General features: G+C 69.9%; 13 protein-coding genes. 6 read left to right on the top strand and 7 right to left on the bottom strand.

Annotation, left to right across the window (positions count from 1 at the left end):
* The first annotated feature begins 392 nt into the window (after window positions 1-392).
* Window positions 393-779, top strand: coding sequence for a hypothetical protein (locus tag POL67_RS21070; protein ID WP_271919755.1), 387 nt, complete (start codon window positions 393-395; stop codon window positions 777-779).
* A 9-nt stretch (window positions 780-788) separates the two neighbouring features.
* On the opposite strand, the gene POL67_RS21065 is transcribed toward POL67_RS21070, so the two are convergent.
* The gene (locus POL67_RS21065; protein WP_271919753.1) at window positions 789-2,048 is read right to left on the bottom strand and encodes an MFS transporter; all 1,260 of its coding nucleotides are present in this window, start codon (window positions 2,046-2,048) and stop codon (window positions 789-791) included.
* A gap of 186 nt (window positions 2,049-2,234) precedes the next feature.
* Here POL67_RS21065 and POL67_RS21060 point away from each other — a divergent pair, with 186 nt between their 5' ends.
* The gene (locus POL67_RS21060) at window positions 2,235-2,630 is read left to right on the top strand and encodes a c-type cytochrome (RefSeq protein WP_271919752.1); all 396 of its coding nucleotides are present in this window, start codon (window positions 2,235-2,237) and stop codon (window positions 2,628-2,630) included.
* A gap of 48 nt (window positions 2,631-2,678) precedes the next feature.
* On the top strand, window positions 2,679-3,713 hold the full coding sequence (locus POL67_RS21055; RefSeq protein ID WP_271919750.1) for an alpha/beta hydrolase family protein: 1,035 nt from the start codon (window positions 2,679-2,681) through the stop codon (window positions 3,711-3,713).
* On the opposite strand, the gene POL67_RS21050 is transcribed toward POL67_RS21055, so the two are convergent.
* Window positions 3,655-4,641 carry a DUF4846 domain-containing protein gene (locus POL67_RS21050; protein ID WP_271919748.1) on the bottom strand — a complete coding sequence of 329 codons (987 nt, stop codon included), beginning with the start codon at window positions 4,639-4,641 and terminating at the stop codon, window positions 3,655-3,657. The genes POL67_RS21055 and POL67_RS21050 overlap by 59 nt on opposite strands.
* A gap of 332 nt (window positions 4,642-4,973) precedes the next feature.
* Between POL67_RS21050 and POL67_RS21045 the strand changes: the two genes are divergently transcribed.
* Window positions 4,974-5,537 carry a GNAT family N-acetyltransferase gene (locus POL67_RS21045; protein ID WP_271919747.1) on the top strand — a complete coding sequence of 188 codons (564 nt, stop codon included), beginning with the start codon at window positions 4,974-4,976 and terminating at the stop codon, window positions 5,535-5,537.
* Between the two features lie 129 nt (window positions 5,538-5,666).
* On the opposite strand, the gene POL67_RS21040 is transcribed toward POL67_RS21045, so the two are convergent.
* Entirely contained in the window at window positions 5,667-8,582 is a 2,916-nt protein-coding gene (locus POL67_RS21040; protein ID WP_271919745.1) for a hypothetical protein, read from the bottom strand.
* Between the two features lie 119 nt (window positions 8,583-8,701).
* Entirely contained in the window at window positions 8,702-9,994 is a 1,293-nt protein-coding gene (locus POL67_RS21035) for a hypothetical protein (RefSeq protein WP_271919743.1), read from the bottom strand.
* A gap of 161 nt (window positions 9,995-10,155) precedes the next feature.
* Here POL67_RS21035 and POL67_RS21030 point away from each other — a divergent pair, with 161 nt between their 5' ends.
* Window positions 10,156-12,897 (top strand): PAS domain-containing hybrid sensor histidine kinase/response regulator, encoded by a 2,742-nt coding sequence (locus POL67_RS21030; protein WP_271919741.1) that lies wholly within the window; start codon window positions 10,156-10,158, stop codon window positions 12,895-12,897.
* A 225-nt stretch (window positions 12,898-13,122) separates the two neighbouring features.
* Here POL67_RS21030 and POL67_RS21025 read toward each other — a convergent pair whose 3' ends face one another.
* From POL67_RS21025 to POL67_RS21015, 3 genes are read right to left on the bottom strand one after another with little or no spacing between them, the layout of a single operon-like run.
* Complete coding sequence (locus POL67_RS21025) at window positions 13,123-13,833, bottom strand: hypothetical protein (RefSeq protein WP_271919739.1); 711 nt, start codon at window positions 13,831-13,833, stop codon at window positions 13,123-13,125.
* Complete coding sequence (locus POL67_RS21020) at window positions 13,830-14,729, bottom strand: multinuclear nonheme iron-dependent oxidase (protein WP_271919737.1); 900 nt, start codon at window positions 14,727-14,729, stop codon at window positions 13,830-13,832. Before POL67_RS21020 ends, POL67_RS21025 begins: the two co-directional genes overlap by 4 nt.
* 47 nt (window positions 14,730-14,776) lie before the next feature.
* Window positions 14,777-15,307, bottom strand: a complete 531-nt coding sequence (locus POL67_RS21015) for a hypothetical protein (protein ID WP_271919735.1) — start codon at window positions 15,305-15,307, stop codon at window positions 14,777-14,779.
* A 194-nt stretch (window positions 15,308-15,501) separates the two neighbouring features.
* Between POL67_RS21015 and POL67_RS21010 the strand changes: the two genes are divergently transcribed.
* A complete protein-coding gene (locus tag POL67_RS21010) occupies window positions 15,502-17,955 on the top strand; it encodes a thioredoxin domain-containing protein (RefSeq protein ID WP_271919733.1) in 2,454 nt (817 codons plus the stop codon).

Here is a 17,955-nt window from a genome sequence, read left to right as displayed (position 1 = left end):
GCGTGCCCGCGGCGCGAGGCGCGCGTGCCGGAGCCCCCGCGCCGGCTCCTGTCCACGCACCACCCGGGGCCAAGCTGTTCTTCGTGCCAAACACGTGGCCCGGCGCCCCCAGGTTTTTCCGCGGAACTGCAAAATCGCTCGAAGCCGTTCGAAAAAAAATCACGAAAGTACGCAACTGGGGTACACCTCCGGTCGATGGACGGGTGCGAGCCCCGAAAGCGCCGCGCGGCGCTTGCGAGGACCGTTCCAGAAAAACCCGTTCCCGGTAGACGAGCGCCATGAAACTTCCCCGTCCCCCCCGTCGTCCCCCGTTTCAAAACCACTCCCCCCGGGGTTCGTCCGGACGCCCCACTCCCCTCCACGCCCCCGATGTCGACGAGATCCGCGCCCTCGTGGCGAACGTGAAGGAGAAGCTCGTCCACACGGACGATTTCGGCGGGGTGATGGACGCGTTCTTCGATCAACTCGGCACGGATCTCCGCTTCCTGACCAACGGCGTCCGCATCGACGAGCGGCCGCTCGTCGGCTCGCTCGTGCCCATGGCGGAGCAGATGGCGGGCCGGCCGCTCCGCTTCAAGGAGATGAAGCTGCTCCGGCTGCACGAGCACCGCCTGACGCACGGAATGCTGTATTTCGCGGGCTGGCTCGGCGTCGTTCTCCTTTTCGAGGACATCGGCATGGGCGTGCTCGCCATGAGCGAGTCGGACATGCGCGGCCCGACACTTTATGGGCGATTCAGGTTCGTGGCGACGGAGCGGCCCGCAAAACCGCTGAACTGAGCGGCACGCTCATCCCCGCTCGAGGGCGGTTTTTTCCAGGGAAAGCGGGGCCTCCGTCCGCCGGAGCGAGAGTGCGATCCAGACGACGAGCCCCGCCCCCGCCCCCATCGCCCCGATCGCCTGGACCGAGAAGGAGGCCTGGTACAGGAACGCCGCGATCAGCGCGCCCACCACCATCGTCGTGGTGGTCGTGAGATCGTCGATGCTCGAAAGCCGGCCGATCATCGCGTCGGGCGCGAGGCGCTGGAGGGAGGCGCTCGTGAGCACCCAGTTGCTCCCGCCGCCCATCCCCCACACGAGCACGGCCACGAGCAAGAGCGCAGGCCAGGGCTGCACCAGCGAAAAGGCGACGATGCCCGCAAACGTGGTGAGCGTCGCCGCGTGCTCGAGCCCCCGCCCCGGATCGCGGCCGCGCGTGAGGAGCGAGATGCCGAGCGGGCCGAGCCCCGTCCCCGCCCCTCGCACGGATTGCAAGATGCCGAGCGAAAGGGCCGCCGCGCCGAACGGCGCCGCCTGATCCGCGACGAGGTTCAGCGTGACCCAGCCCATGCCCCCCGCGAGCGCCGCGGGCACCTTCGAGAAGACGGCCCGGAAGAGCGCCGGCCGCGCGCGTGCATGCCCGAGCGCAGCCCAGAGATCCCGCGGCACCGCCCGGACGAGTCCCCAGACGCCGGTGGCCTGCGGCGCCCCGGCCCCCTCGGGCTTCAAGGAAGGCAGCCCCGAGGCGAGCGCCGCGGCGAGGAAAAACGAGAGGCTGTCCACGAGGATCGCGGGCACGGGCCCGAGCGCGGCGAGCCATCCGCCAAGCGCCATGCCCGCGACGAACGTGATGCTCCACGTCCCCGAGACGATGGCGTTCGCCCGGAGGAGCTCCGGCGGCTCGACCGTGTGCCGGAGCGCCGCCGTCTCGGCCGGGACCATGAAGGCCGTGAACGCGGATCGCACGAGCACGAGCGCCTGCAGCGCCGCGAGCTCGCCCCGTGCGGCCGCGACCGCCATGGCGATCGTGAAGGCGGCCTGGACGAGCGGGATGCCGACGAGCAAGCGCTGCCGGTCGAACCGGTCGGCGACGAACCCCGCGATGGGCGACAGGCACGCATGCGGGAGCGAATGCGCCGCAAAGACACCCACGAGCGCGAGCGCGCCCCCGCCGTGGTCCAGCGCCAGCCGGCTCACGGCGACGAACGCGAGCCAGTCGCCGACGAGCGAGATGGTCCCAGCCGCCCAAAGGCGACGGAACGCAGGGCGGCGACGGAGCAGGTCGAACATGCGGCAAGCATGGCAGCTTTCTCCGCATCCGCGCGTTGGGCGGGCCAGCGGATTGGCAGATGCTCAATCGACCAGCACGGCCCGCCTTCCGTCCCAACCCCTTCGTGCTAGCTTGCCGGCCGTCCTCGGAGCCCCTATCGAGGGCGAGCCTTCCTGCGGATGCCCGGGGCAGGCACGGGAGATCTGGTGGTTTTGTCACGACGGTATCGGCCTTTCCTGCTCCTCCTCGCGCTCGCCGCGCCCGGGGCGCTCGCCGCGTGCAAGTCGAAGCCGGCGCCGCCGCGCGACGTGGCCGGCGGAGACGCGGAGCGGGGGCGCGAGGCGATCAAGAAGTACGCGTGTGGCGCCTGCCACCTCATCCCGGGCGTCGAAGGGGCGATCGGCAAGGAGTCGCATCCGCTGTTCGGCTTCGCGAACCGGGGCGACATCGCGCACGTCGCGCCCAACACGCCCGACAACCTCATCCGGTGGATCCGGCGCCCGACGGACCTCGATCCACGCACGAAGATGCCGACCCTCGGCGTGAGCGAGCAGGAAGCGAAGGACATCGCGGCCTACCTCTACACGCTGAACGGCGAGTGATCGCGGCGCCCAAGGAGACGCGCGGATCAGCTATCCTCGGCGGGCCGCATGACGAAGGCCCGCGCCCTCGCCGCCGCCACGCTCGCGATCGTCGCCCTCGCCGGGGGTGCGGCCGAGGCAACCCCGCGCCGCCGGGTGGGATATCCCTGCCCCGGCTGCCTCTTTGATCCGCCGCCCGAGGGCGCGACGAAGGCGCCGCTGCTCGTGGTGCTGCATGGCGATGCGCCCGGCGGCAAGACGCCGCTCGTGGAGCGGGACGCCTCGCCGTTCGTCGCGGCCGCCGCCGCGCGGGGCGTGGCGCTCTTTGCGCCGATGTGCCCGAAAGCCGAGGGATGCCGGGTCGGGAGCTTCTGGCAATGGTCCGAGGGCGATCCTCCCGGGTGGATCGAGGCGCAGATCGACGCGATCGGCCGTGAGTACGGGATCGACGCGGATCGGGTGTGGATTGCGGGTTGGTCGGGGGGCGCATCGTTCCTCGGGTGGAACTGGGCGCGGCTCGGGGCGCGGTATGCGGCGGTGGTGTTCGTCGGCGGGGGCATGCCCCCGCGGGACAACACGTGCGCGCCGGAGCCAAACCCGACGTGCGCGCCGCCGGCGTATTTCCTGGTCGGCGACCGAAACCCGCTCCACCACCTCGCCCGGGGGCTGCATGAGCGCGTCGCCGCCTGCACGCGCGACGTGACGTGGGACCTCTTGCCCGGCAAGGATCACGGCGGCGAGTGGCGGGCGCTCGGCGCGAGAGGGAAAGCCGACAGCCTGCTCGATTGGCTCGCCGCGCGGCCGCGGACCTGCAAAACCGAGCCCGCCGCGCCGGATCCTCCGCCTCCGCCTCCGCCCTTGCCGCTGCCGCCGCCTCCGCCTCCGCCGCCCCCTCCGCCGCAAACGAAGCCGCCCCCTCCGCCGCAAACGACGCCGGCGCCGGCTGCGCTTTGTGGATGCCGAATGGGCGAACGGCCCCCGGGTTCCGAAGGGGTTGCTTTTGCGGCGGCCCTGGCGCTCCTCGGGGGTCGCCTTCGGCGCCGGTTTACTCGGGCAAACGGCGGAGCGAATCGAACGGGAATGGGTCCCAAAACGGGGTCGTGAGCGCGCCCGCGGCCTCGTCGAGGACGAACCACGCGCTCGCGGGCTCGGGGCGGATCACGTGGACGTTCTGCGCGGGGACGAAGCTCTGGCCGAGCAGGACCGCGCGGCGCCCGGCCGCATCCTTTGCCATGTCGAGGACCAGGACCGTGTGGCCGAACGGCACGCCGGTCAGCACGAAAAAGTCCCCGGGGCGAAACGTGTCGAGGGCCACGCGCTCGCCGTCCCGCGCGAGGGCGCCCGTGTTGGTCCAGCCAAACACGTCGTCGAGCCAGGTCCGGAAGAGCGCGTGGGTCGCCTCGGCGCGCTTCGCCGATGGGACGAGCTCGAGCCGATTGCCAGAGGCGCGGATCCGCTGACCCGAGGCATAACGCTGGAATTCGAGCGTCGTGCCACTCGCCGTCCGGTAGGCGTGGTCGCGCTGCCCACGCGACCAGCGCCACTCCGCGTGCAGCCGGAGGATCGCGTCGGCGCATTGCTGCAGATCCGCCTTGCCGACGTCGATGGCCACGACGGCGGCGACGTTCGGGTGCCCGTCGGCGCGGATCGCGTCGCCGCGGTAAGACTTGACCGGCGTGCCCTTCGCGGCGAGCGGCAAGGTGCGCAGGAACGCGCCGAAGCCGTCCGGGGCGAGGGACACGCGTGAAAAGCCGGGCGGGGGTGGAAACCGCTTTTCGAGCGTGTCGACCGGCGCCGGCATGCCCACGGCTCCCCCTTCGAGCCACGGGTACCGCGCGAAAGCATCCGGCGCCGGCGGGGTCGCGGGGGACACGCTCGCCGGTCCGCTGCCTTTGGCGCTCGCGGCAGGAAGCGCGCGGGCGGGCTCGGGGCGCACGGCGGGGTCTTCCGCGTCGCGCCGAGGCTCCGTGCCCGGCGACCCGAGCGCCGTGCATGCCGAAAGCGAGCCGAGAAGCGCGAGGGTCCACCGCATGGTCATCTCCTTCCGATCCGATCGTGCCCTCCACGTATCGAACGGGCGCTCGGAAGTGTGACGTGCGCTCGCCCGCCCGGGCCTGCGCGCCACGTGACGGGGAGACAAAAAGCGAGCGCCTACTCTACGGCGGGGGGGGGCGGCCGGAGCAGGCGCTCTGCCCGTAGAGATTGCACGGTCCGGGCCAACGTCGTTCATGTGTCGATCCGGGCATTTGGCCATAGGTTCTTCCGGACCGACTTTCAATCGTGCAACCTCACGCGTCGCGATCGTGCAACGCGCCGCGGCGTCGTTGCTGGGGTCACGGAAAGGTGGGAGCCTCCCCGGCCCTCATGGTCTCGTTCACCCCGTTCCCGACGCTCGAAACACCCCACCTCGTCCTGCGTGAGCTCGTCCCGGCCGACGCAGAGGCGATCTTCCGCATCCAGTCGAACCCCGAGGTGGTCCGGTACTTCGGCCGACCTGCACACGGAACCCTCGCCGAAACCGAGAAGCTCCTCGGCATCGTGTTCGAATCGCAACGTGACGTCACGGGCATCCGGTGGGGCCTCTCGCTCAAGGACAGCGGCGAGCTCACCGGGACGTGCGGGTTCTGGCGCTGGAACAAGCCGCACCGCTACGCGGAGGTCGGCTACGAGCTCGCGCCCGCGTTCTGGGGCCGCGGCCTCATGGTCGAGGCGCTCCGGCCCATCCTCCGCTACGGCTTCACGGAAATGGAGCTGCACCGGGTCGAAGCGATCATCGACCCGGACAACCACGCCTCGCAACGCGTCCTGGAGAAGCTCGGCTTCAAGCGCGACGCCCTCATGCGCGAGAACTGGTTCTACAACGGCAAGTTCACGGACTCGGCCATCTACGGGCTGCTGGAGCAGGAGTTTCTGAACGAGGTGCGCTAGCAGCCTGTGGACTTATCTGCTGCGCGCCCCGAATCGTCGGTCGACATCGCTCGAAATCCTTCAGGATTCCTCGCTCCGTCGCCCTAGCTTCGGGGCGCTCGCGACGATAATTCTACAGGTTGCTAGAGGCTACGCCTCGTCGTCGTCCTCGTCGTCGTCCTCGTCCTCCTCCTCATCGTCGAGCTCGTCGTCCTGCGCGCCCTGCCTCCGCGCGTAGGCGCGCTCGTCCCGCTCGTCGAGCGCGGTGAGCAGGGCACGCGCGATCTTGGCTTGCGGGCCCCGCTGGTTCGCCTCGATCTCGGCGCGGATCTCCGGCCGTTCGAAGAGAGCCTGCGAGATCGCCGCGCGCGCCTCCGGCCGATCGGCGTAGAGCGCGAGCGCCATCCCGACCACCCGCGCCGACGCGAGCCGCGCGAGCTGGCTGCCCACCCACGCCGCGTCCGTCACCTGCGGGATCCGCGCCTCGTACTTCCCGAGCATCTCTTCGCCCGCGAGCGAGACCAGGAACACGTCGGGCGCGGATGCAGCCGTCTTGCGATCGAGGAGTTTGTCACGGACCCACGTCGGATCGTTGCCGGCGTGCGCGAGATCGAGCTCGCACCGCGCGCTGCGCTCGGCCCCGGCGCGGCCGTGGAGCACGAGGTCGAGCATGCGCGGCGCCTCGCCCGTTTGTCCCGGCCGCCACGACGCCGCGAGCCGATCGCGCAGCGGGCCCCGCGACCCTTCCACGCGACGCAGGACGAAGCCGAGCTCGAAGATCGCGCTCGCGAGCGCCGCCCTGTCGGACGCCCACGCCTCCGGCGAGAGCTTTCCGAGCGCGGCGACGAACGCCTCGACCGTCTCGCGCCCGCCGACGAGCGCCTCCAGCAAGAGCACGAACTCCGTGCCCACGTGCGCGGGCACGGCCCATGGCCGGAGGACGAAGGTCTCCACGAGCTTCCGCGCCTCGGCCGCGTAGAGCATGCGCTCGTTCTTCGCGGCCGCGAGCACGCCGCGATCCCCGGTCACCCACTTGCGCTCGGCCAGGCCCGCGACACGCGCCCACATGCACGCCGTCCGGCGCGGCCAGAACAGGCGCACGACGGGCGATGACGCGTTCGTGAGGTGCAGGATCGCCTGCTCCGCCTGCCCCTTCTTGTTCTGCGCCGCGCCGTGGAGGAGCCACACCCCGTGCGGAAAACCGCGCGCGATCGTGAGGCTCCAGTACGGCGTCACGCCGACGCCCTCGGCCGGCGTCTCCGGCTCGATCGGATCGTCGCCCTCGGCCCACGCGTCGCCGCCCGCGTAGCTGCGGAGCTCGGCCGCGCCGGGGATCCAGCACTCGGGCCGCGCGTTCGCCGCGCCGGGCAGGCGCGTGATCTTGCGCCGCGCGCGCAGCGCCTCGACCATCGCCACGAGATCCATCGATCGCGAGGCCGGTTCGCCCGCGGCGACGTACTGGAAATCGTCGAACGAGAAGAGCCGCGTCGCGCCTTGCGGGATCGCTGCGGCGACGCGCAGATCCCGATCGGCGGCGAAGATCACGTCGCGATGCCGGCGGCACAGATCCACGACGAGCGCCTCGACCGGCGTCACGAGGCGGAGGCTTCCGCGCGCGGACTCCGGCAGCGATGCGAACGCGCGCGGGAGGCGGTAGCTCGCGCGCAGCGGATCCCCCTTCTGCCGCACCGCGGCGCGCTTGACGTGCACGATCATGTCGTCCGACGGGAGCGGCAGCGGCACGATGCGCGGGCCGTCGGATCCCGCGGTGGGCCGGCCCTTCTCGTCGCGCTCGCCGAGCAGGACGATCTGGTTCGTGATGCCGTCGACGTAGTCGTCCGCGTCGATCTCCACGCTCTGGAGCTCGTCCCGCGCGGCGTCGATGAGCTCGTCGTCGCGCGTGGTTCGTTTGCCCGCGCCGGGCCCGTACGCCGAGAACTCCCAGCCCGCGAGCGTGCCGGAGCCCGGGTGGTGGAGGATCTGCTCGAGGACGAGCACGTCGCCCTTCTGCGACGCGTACCCCGTGATCCGCATCGCCGCGGTCGTGTAGTTCGCGTTGTCCCAAATCGGCAGATCAAACCTGCGCGCGGCCTCGTCGAGCTCGGCGATGCTCCAGAGCGGACCTCGGGGCTCGTCGATCGCCTCGGACTCGGCGAGCAGCCGCTCCACCTCCTCGGGCAAACGCGTCCGCGGTAGGTTGAACTGCTCGGCGATCCGCTTGGCTGCCTCGGCGCCGAGCGCCGCCTCGATCGCCTCGCGCACCACGCCGCCGAGCGCCGACGCGCGATCCCGCAAGAGCTCCGCCGCGCGCGTGTTGCCCTCGTCCGCGAGCGTCGCGAGCGCCCCGTATGCGTCCGGATGCCGCGTCATCCACCGCCGCGCCACGTCGAGACCGTCGTCCTCCGTGGCGCCGTCGGCGCGGGCGTGCTCGTCGTCCTCGTCGTCGTCCGCGCCCGGATCCTCGTCGTCCTCGTCGTCCTCGTCCTCGTCCTCGTCCCCGTCGTCGTCGTCGTCGTCGTCGGAAGACGCGGACGTGTCCTCCGCAAGATCAGACTCCTCGGCCTCGATCTCGCTGCCCTGGCCCGCGAGCTCCACGATCGATCGCGCGCGCAGCGCGACCTCGAGCGCCTCGCGCGACCCGATCGCGAGCAGGCACGGCACCACGCACCACGGCACGTTCACGAGCGTGCCGTCGCCTTCGAGGCGGCTCTCGATCCACGGCAGGATCCCGTCTCCGTAGCGATCGTGGAGCGCGGTGTTGTCGCGGCCGCGCACCTGGAACTCCCAGCGGATGCGCCGGCCGTGCTTCACGAACTCGGCCGCGTCCTCGAGCGACAAAAACGCCGCCCACACGCGGTCGCTCTCGAACACCATCGTCCCTGCGGCCGTACGGCCCTCCCCTTTGCGGAAGGCCTCGGTCGATTCGATGAGGCGCCGCGCCTCGCTGAGCGACATGAGCCCACGCCCGTCGCGGCGGGACACACGCGCGTCCCGCATGGCGATGCTCACCGGCGAGGATGCATCGAACCACCGGGGCGCTGTCTTCGTGACGTGTTCCTTCTTCATCAACTTGCTCTGCGCGGGCCGATGCTAGCGAGGGCCCAGCGATATGGCTACCCTCGCCCAACGGGCGGAGGCGGGAGCGGAAACGGAAGCGGGAGCGCCGGTGGTCTCGGCGCTTCGCCTCACCCTGGCATCGCGTGCGCCAGGAGCCTGGCGCCGTCCTTGAAAATCACTTCGATTTTCGCGCCGTCCACGCGACGCACGAGCCCGCGTCCGAACTTCGTGTGGTCGACGAGGTCTCCGGCGGCAAACCTCGCCGTCGTACGGTACGGCGCCGCTTTCTCTTCCATCCGCCCGCCGAGCGCCTCCTTCCAGGCGCGCTCCTTCTGCTCGGCCGCGGTCTCCACCGGCTTCGTCGGCGCGGGGTCGCGGAGCGGATCCCAGCCGTGCGCATACCGCAACATCGACGCGGCGAGCGCCGGATGCGCGGCGGCCCAGCGATCGTCGAACAGGATCCACTGCTCGTGGCCGAACGCGCTCGACGTGTGCGGGCAGAAGAGCGCCGCGTGCTTGCCCACCTGCACGATCGCCTGCGCGGGATCTCCGGTCCCCTCGAACGCCGTCCCCACCTTGTAAAACTCGCTCTCCGCGTTCTGGTGCGCGCCCACGCCGAGCAGCGTGTGGTTCGTCCCGGTGACGACCTCGCGCAGCGGATACGCCGCACATTTCGTGAGCGCCGGCGCGATCGAGATCTGGCCCGGCTCGATCATCGCCCGCAGGAGCCGGAGCTCCACCGGCCACGTCTCGAGCCACTCCTTCGACCAGGACGCCGGCTTCTTCGCCGGCACCACGGTGCGCAGGTGCGACGCGAGATCGGGCAGCCGCACGCCGGGGATGGCCACGGCGAGGCCCGGGATCGAGTCACCGTCGTACGACGTGAGCAGACAAGCGTACGTCGTCCCCTCGCCTTCGCCGCGCGGCAGGACGGGCTCCGGCTCGAAGGGCGGCGTGAACGAGCCGTCCGCGTCGCCCTCCGGCAGCTTCGGCTCCTCCTGGAGCAAAAAGGACACGCGCTCGGGCTGCTTGCGCACGACCTCGTCATCGAAAAAGAAGTACGCGAGCTCGACTTCGTCGTCGTCCGTCAGCACGCGGAGCGAGTGCTCGTCGATGCGAATGTGCCCCGCGTCGCCCTCGACGTAGAGGTGCTTGCGGAGGATCTTCTCGAGCTCGGCCGTCGACTTCGGCGCTATGAGCCCGTGTTCCTTGACGGCCTCGAACACCGTGCCGAACCCGTACACGTAGCCGCCGAGCTCGTCCTCATAAATGCGGCTCGGATCCTCGGCCTTCTTGGCATCGCTCATCTTCTGCGAGAACCACGCGAGGATCGAGGGCGCGTCGAGGCGCCGAACGAGGCGCGAGAGCGGCCCTTCGTAGTGCGATCGATACACGAACCAGATCCCAGGTGCCTCGCTCACGCGCCACCGCTCCTTCCTCGGCCTCCACAGAGACCGCGCAGTTTGCTCCGACGCGGGGCGAACGTGAAGAGGCAAGCCGGCCATGCCCGAGGCGCACGGGCAGCCGCTACGCCGCGCCAGCTTGCGATCGGGCCCGCACGGCACCACGTGCCGATGGACCCATGGCCGAGCCTCGTGCAGGTGCTGCCTTCGCGGAGGGCCGATGTCGACGGCTCCTCGACAGCTTGCCTGGGCTCGTCTGGGCGTGCCGGGCAGACGGCACATGCGACTTCGCAAGCGCCTCGTGGATCGCGTACACCGGCCTCCCCGCCGCGGAGCTTTACGGCCTCGGCTGGCAGCGCGTGCTGCACCCCCACGACCAAGCTTGCGCCGCTCGGGCGTGGAGACACGCGCTCGCCTCGGCCGAGCGGTTTGCGATCGACGCCCGCATCCGCCGGCACGACGGCGTGTACCGCTGGTTCTCGCTCCGCAGCGCGCCGATCCTCGACGACCGCGGCGCCGTCGTCGACTGGTCCGGCTTCGCCCTCGACATCCACGAGCAGCACGAGCACGCGCGCCACGACTCCGAGGATCTCGCGCGCGCCTTCGACGTGCTCGATCGCGGCGACGCCTGCTTCGTGCTCGATCAAGACTTCCGCTTCGTCTTCGTCAACCCGCGCCAGGAGCGCCTGAGCCTGAAGCCGCGCAGCGAGACGCTCGGCCGGAGCCTCTGGGAGGTCTACCCTTCCCTCGCGGGCCCGCACTCGCGTTACTTCCGCGAGTACAGCCGCGTCATGCGCGAGCGCGTGCCTGCTGAGTTCGACGAGTACTACGCGCCGCTCGATCTCTGGACACACGTGAACGTGTACCCGACGAAGGAGGGCGGCATCGCGGTCTTCTTCCGCGACGTCACGGCGCGCAAGCGGATCGAGGAGGAGCGCCGGCAGCTCGTCGAGGCGCTCCGCGAGACTGCGGCCCGCGCCGACCACAGCCGCGCGCAGCTCGAAGCCGTCTTCCAGGCGATCCCGGACGGCATCGTCGTCTTCGACATGGAGGGCAAGGTGGTCCTCGTGAACAGCGCGGAGGCGGTGAAGTACGCCTTCATGAACCGCAGGAAGATCTCCATCGCGGACTTCGCCGCGCTCTACGAGCTCACCGATCTCGACGGCCACGTGCTCGCCGTCGACGAATGGCCCGTATCCCGCGCGCTGCGGGGCGAGTCCTTCGCTGGCTGGCAGCTCCACACGAGGCGCCTCGACACGGGTCAGACGTGGATCTTCAACTTCAGCGGCGAGCCCGTGCGGGACGAGCAGGGCCAGCAGATCCTCGCGGTCGTGGTGAAGCGCGACATCACCGAGCACAGGCAAGCCGAGGAGGCGCTGCGGCAGAGCGAGGAGCAGTACCGCGCGTTCTTCGAGACGGCGATCGTCGGCATGGGCCAGGTGGATCCCGGGACGGGGCGGATCCTGCGCGTGAACGATCGGTATTGCGACATCACCGGCTACAGCCGCGAGGAGCTGCTCTCGGGCACGGTGCGTGACATGACGCACCCCGACGATCGCCAGGCGGACTGGGAGAAGTACAGCCGCATGGTGCGCGGCGAGGTTGACGAGTACTGCACGGAGAAGCGCTACGTCCGCAAGGACGGGCGGATCATCTGGGTGCACGCCGCGGCGCGGCTGATCCGCGACGCCGCGGGCGCGCCGGTCCGGAGCGTGGGCATCATGCAGGACATCACGCAGCGCAAGGAGGCCGAGCAAGCGCTGCGCGAGAGCGAGACCGCGCTGCGCGAGGCGGATCGGCGCAAAGACGAGTTCCTCGCGATGCTCTCGCACGAGCTCCGAAACCCGCTCGCGCCCATCCGCAACGGTCTCTACATCCTGGAGCGCGCCGCGCCGGGAGGGCCGCAGGCGCGGCGCGCGCACGCGGCGATCGAGCGACAGGTCACGCACATGACGCGGCTCATCGACGACCTGCTCGACGTCACGCGTATCTCGCGCGGCAAGATCCAGCTCCAGCGCGAGCGGGTCGAGCTCGGCGAGTTCGTGCATCGCCTCGCCGAGGATCTCGGGCCGAGCTTCGAGCTGGCGGGCGTGACGCTCGAGGTCGAGGTGGACCCGGCGTCGCTCCACGTCGACGGTGATCCGACGCGGCTCGCGCAGGTCGTGGGCAACCTGCTGACGAACGCGGCGAAGTTCACGCCGCGGGGCGGCCACGCGTTCCTGTCGGCGAAGCGCGAGGGGGGCGAGGCTGTGGTGTGCGTGCGGGACGACGGCGCGGGCATCCCGCCGAAGACGCTGCCGCACGTGTTCGAGCCGTTCGTGCAGGCGGATTGCACGCTCGATCGAAGCCGCGGAGGGCTCGGGCTCGGGCTCTCGCTGGTGAAGGGCCTCTGCGAGATGCACGGCGGGACGGTGACGGCCGCGAGCGCGGGGCTCGGACAAGGCGCGCGGTTCACGGTGCGGCTGCCGCTCGCCCCGGCCCTCGCGTGGAGCCGGGCTGCGGCGCCTGTGGCCACGCGGCGGGAGCCGGCGCGGCGGGTCCTCGTCATCGAGGACAACGTGGACGCGGCCGAGACGCTGCGCGACGCGCTGGGGATGGGCGACCACGTGGTCGAGGTCGCGTTCGCGGGGCCCGAGGGCATCGAGAAGGCGCGTCGCTTCGAGCCGGACGTGGTGCTCTGCGACATTGGCTTGCCGGGGATGGACGGGTATGGCGTGGCGCGGACGATACGCGCGGATCCGAAGCTGCGATCGGTCTACCTGGTGGCGCTGAGCGGGTATGCCTTGCAGGAGGACGTGGAGCGATCGAGGCAAGCCGGCTTCGACAGGCACATGGCGAAGCCGCCGAGCCTTCCGGCGCTGGAGAAGATGCTGGCCGAAGTGGGGAGCGGGAAGCTGAAGGAGGCCACGGGGACGGGATGACCGGGCGCGAGAGGCTGTGCCCTTGACGCGAGCGCCCCCGCCGTTGCGGAACACGCCCCCGCCGTTGCGGAACACGCCCCCGCCCTTGCGGAACACGACATCGCCCTTGCGGAACACGACATCGCCCTTGCGGAACACAACGCCGCCTTGCGGAACACGGCTCCGCCGTTGCGGAACACACCCCCGGCCTTGGCGCGAGCGACCTCGCCCTTGTGGAACCGCGGCTCAGCGGCCGAGCCCGAGCCCCGCGAGGTGATCGAGCGACGCTTGCAGCACGATGGTGGCGACGTGGTGTTTGCGCGCGATCTCGACCGGGCTGTCGTCCGACAGGAGCAGATCCGCGAGGAAGGGCGTGATCGGCCCGAGGACGAGCTTTCCGCGCACGGCGGCGTAGAGCGTGGGCCCGGCCCGCTCGCCCACCGCGAAAAACCCATCCGGGACGACACGAACCTCCGCCGGCAGGGTGAAATCCGGCAGCGGGCTCATCAGGAGCGCCTTCATCATCGCCGTGAGAAACTCTGCCTCCCGGATCGCGCCGTCGCCGATCCCGCGTGCATCGCAGAACCGAAAGAAGGCCTCTTCGAGGCAGACCCCGGGGCCCGCGTGGGAATGTGCGCGATACGCATCGAAGGCTGGGGATTCCAGGAACGACGCCAGCAACTCTTCGAGCTCGTGATCCTCGGGATGCGTGGCCCTCCACGCGTCCAGGGTGCGCGCGTATATCGTGAGGAGCCCGCCGCTCCCCCGATGTTTTCGCTGGATGACATCCGCGCGCACGCGCTCGACCGTCCTTCGGAGCTGCTCCGGGTCGATGGATTGGAGCGCGCGCAGATCGCCTTCCGACACGTCGAGCTCGGAAACGCGTCCCGCGAGAAAGGCTTCCCGGTACGAGCGATGATGCAAAAGCCGGTCGAGCGCCTGATCGAGCGAGATCATGAGAGCCAGAGGTCCACGGCGTCCCGGAGGCGCTCGAAGCTCGTGACGGTCTCGGGGGCGAGCCGCCCTTCGGCGTCGAGCCTCGGATCTTCGTAGGTGATCGCGGACAGGTTCGGACAAAGCGGAAGGAGGCGACGAAGGAGCTCGAGCTGCTCGTCGAGAAGCACGCCGTGGTGATGGTCCATGAAGGAATCACCGTCGATCGCGCATCCCGAGAGGTGAATCTCGAAGCAATGGTCGAGCGGCAATCGCTCGACCTCCCCGAACAGCGCCTCGCCCCGCTTGCCGAGCAGCCATTGATAGGAAAGGAGGTGCCCCACGTCGAGCGTGGCCGGCGACCGCGTCTCCTCCACGACCGTCCGGAAAAAATCATACGCGTGCATCTGGCCCATGAAAAAGCTCGTCCCGTCCGAGAATCCGGGGAACTCCACGAAGAGCGGCGCCAGAAGCTTCTCTTGCACCTCGGCCGTGTTCCGGATGGCGGCGTCGAGCCCCGCGGGCGTGAGATACGGCGGCAGCGGGTACGGCAAGGGCCTGCCGTGCAGCGACCAGAGGCCGAGATCCTCGTTCACCCACGCGAAGTGGTACCGGTCGACGAGCGCGTTCGTGAAATCGAGGATCCGCCCGCGATCATAGGCTTCGAGCGCGCCCAGGTTGAAGGTCGTCTGGTGGAGGGCGCGCACAGAGAACGCTGGAATGCGGGCAAACAGGTCGTCGTAGGCGTCGAAGTACTCGCGGGGATCGAGGCGATTTCGACTCCGGGGCTGGAAGGACGTGAACAGATACCGAAAGGCCCCGGCATGGGACGACAAGAACCGCACGACCGGATCCGTCACGTGATCCCCACGCCCGGAATCGTGCGTGAACCCGACCGGGGCGCCCCAGGGGAGATCCATTCCGACCCCCAGCCCGAGGCGCCCATTCACGTCGGGAAAACGGGCCCTCACAGATCCTTGGCCGCGTTCACGATGCTCGCGAGCTTCCCGGCGCGCTCGCAGGTGAGGGCCTTGGCATCCTGAACAACGGGCTCGCAGGGCTGGTAACAGTTGGCGCTGTTCTTGGGCTCGTCCTTGATCAGCCCCTCGACGTGCACGATATGGAGCGCGTTCAGCGCGGCGAGGTTCTTTTCGATGGTCGCCTCGGCGCAGGCGTCCGGGGCGGGGGTCTTCACGGCGGACTCGGCGACGTCGGCCAGTTTGTCCACGCGGAGCGCGGCGATCTGGCGATGCTTGCAGACCGAATAACAATTGGAAGAATGCCCGGGCATATCAAAGATGACATGATCGGCATCGAAGACCGCGAGCGCGCGCAGGCGGGCCATGTTCTCATTCAGCGACATGAGGGCGGCGTTGCCCGCGGCCGGGTCGGGCTCGGGTGTGGTGTCCGCCTGGCTGGGAGACGACCCGTCCGCGGCACCGGCACAACCGGCGAGGGCGCCAACGGCTCCAGCGACGAGGGCAATTTTCAATTCCACGGAAACTCCTTGATGGCGGGCGCTGCGCGCCCCGTTGGGATTGCAGCGTAGAACGTATCGCAGTTTCCGTCACCTGTTCTTGCGCCCTCGCGACCGCCTCCTGCTGCCGCCTCCTCGTTTGAACGCGACCATGGCCTTCCCCCTCCGGTCGTCGTGGCGTAGTCTCGGCGCGCCCCGATGGAGGAGGAGTTTCGATGAACCACGCACGTGGACGGCGCCGCGCGGCGTTCGTTTCGACGGCCCTGATCTTGCTCGCCGCTTGCGCCCCCCCGCCGCCCGTGCAGCCGGCGGTGGCGGTAAGCCAGGACGAACCGGGGCGCCGCCCCCTCGCCGTGCCCGAGGCGGCCAACGAGGGCGAGGGCGCGGCCGCGCTCCCCGATCCCGGGACGGCCATCCCCGTCGGTCCCGACGCCCCTGCCTGGGGAAACCCGCTCGCCCCGGTCACGATGGTCATCTGGGGCGATTTCGAGTGCCCCTTCACGTCGCGGCTCATGGCCACGCTGGCGCTCCTGCAGCAGCAGTACGGTCCCGACAAATTGCGGGTCGTCTGGAAACACAACCCGCTCCCGTTCCACAGGAATGCGCGCCCCGCCCACCTCGCGGCCGAGACGGTGCTGCGGCTCGGGGGCGCGAGCGCATTCTGGAAGTTTCACGCCCTCGCGTTCCGGAACCAGCGCTCCCTCGACGTCCCCTCCTTCAACGACTGGGCGGCCCAGAGCGGCATCGATCCTTGGGCGTTCCAGGCGGCGTTCGACCAGCAGCGCTTCGCCGCGAACGTGGACGCGGACCTCGCGTTCGCCAAGCAAGTCGGCGTCCGAGGGACGCCGGCCTCGTTCATCAATGGCATCTTCCTCGCCGGCGCTCAGCCCCTCACGAAGTTCCAGGAGGCCATTGACGCCGAGCTCGAAGAGGCCGCCGCGCTCCGGCGCAAGGGCGTTCCCCCCGAGCGCGTCTATGCCGAGCTCTCCGAGCAAAACTACAAAAACGCGCCGCCGCCCGTGCCGCCTCCCCCTCCGCCGTCGGACTCGGACACGGCCTGGAAGATCCCGCTCGACGGCTCGCCCGCGCGCGGCAAATCGACCGCGCTCGTGACCATGGTGATGTTCGGCGATTTCCAGTGCCCCTTCTGCAAGCGGTCGATCGCGACGCTCACCGAGCTCGAAGCCAAGTACGGCGACAAACTGCGCCTGGTGTTCAAGCACAACCCCCTGCCCATGCATTCGCGCGCCGAGGCGGCCGCCGAGCTCGCCATCGAGGCCGGCGTGCAAAAGGGAGAGGCCGCCTTCTGGAAGGCCTTCCAGGCACTCTTCGACACCCAGGATCGCCTCGCGGACCCCGAGCTCGAAAACCTCGCGATCGCCCTCGGCCTCGACGTGAAGCGCGTGAAAAAGGCAATCGCGTCGCACACGCATGCCGCGCGCATCGAGCGCGATCTGGATCTGGCGGACGATTTCAAGGTGATGGGCACGCCGCATTTCTTCGTCAATGGCAGGCGCCTCATCGGCGCGCAGCCCCGCGAGGCGTTCGAAGCCCTCATCGACGAGGAGATCAAGAAGGCCGAAAAGCTCATCGCCGCGGGGACGCCGGCCGCGAACATCTATGATGCACTCCAGAAAGACGCAAAGGGCCCCGAGCCCGTGGAGAGAATCCTCGCCCCCGCGCCCACGAAGGACCATCCGGCCAAAGGCGCGCCGGCCGGAGCGGCAGTGACCATTCAGATGTTCGCCGACTTTCAGTGCCCTTTCAGCAAGCGCGCGCAGCCGGTCATCGATGAGCTCATCGCCGCCTTCCCGGGCAAGGTCCGCGTCGTCTGGCGGCATTTTCCCCTCTCCTTCCACAAGCACGCGCAGCTCGCTGCCGAGGCCTCCGTCGAGGCCTTCCGGCAGAAAGGCGAGGCCGGCTTCTGGGCCTTCTCGGCGCGCCTGTGGGAGGATCAAACCGAGCAGGGCTTGAGCCGCCCGGCCATCGAGCGCAAAGCCGCCGAGGCGGGGCTCGACGTGGCGAAGCTCTCGGCAGCACTCGACGCGCGCACCCATTGGAAGGTGGTCCAGGCCGATCTGGAGCTCGCCGAGCGCCTGAAGATCACGGGCACGCCGGCCTTCGTCATCAACGATTATTTCGTAGGCAACGCGCAACCTCTTCGCAACTTCAAGCGGATCGTCACGAGGGCCCTGAAGCCGAACGAGCCCATTGCCTCCGGCACGCTGAAGGCCGACGCCCGGCAGCCCGTGCCCCTCGTGGCGACGTCCCCGCCGCCGCTGAGCCCGCCGCCGTCCCCGTCCCCGGCCCCGCCCGCGCCCGCGGCGTCGGCGGTGACGCCCGCGGGGCACCTGGGCGCAAAACACCTGATCGTGATGTATGCGGGCTCCAAACGCGCGCCTGCGACCATCACGCGCAGCCGGAGCGAGGCGCTGGCGCTCGCGCAGGACGCGCACAAGCGGCTGCAAGCGGGGGCGCGCTTCGACGATATCGTCGCACAATACAGCGACGAGCCGGGCGCCGCGCAACGCGGGGGCGACCTCGGCACGTTCCCGAAGGGCGCGATGGTCCGCGAATTCGAGGACGCCGTGCTCAACCTCGGCGTGGGCGAGACGAGCGGCATCGTGGAGTCGCCGTTCGGATTCCACATCATCGTGCGGACGCAGTAA

Source organism: Polyangium mundeleinium (genome assembly GCF_028369105.1).
GTDB lineage: Bacteria > Myxococcota_A > Polyangia > Polyangiales > Polyangiaceae > Polyangium > Polyangium mundeleinium.
The sequence above is the reverse complement of the archived record's forward strand: the minus strand, read 5'-3'. Positions and strand labels throughout refer to the sequence as shown.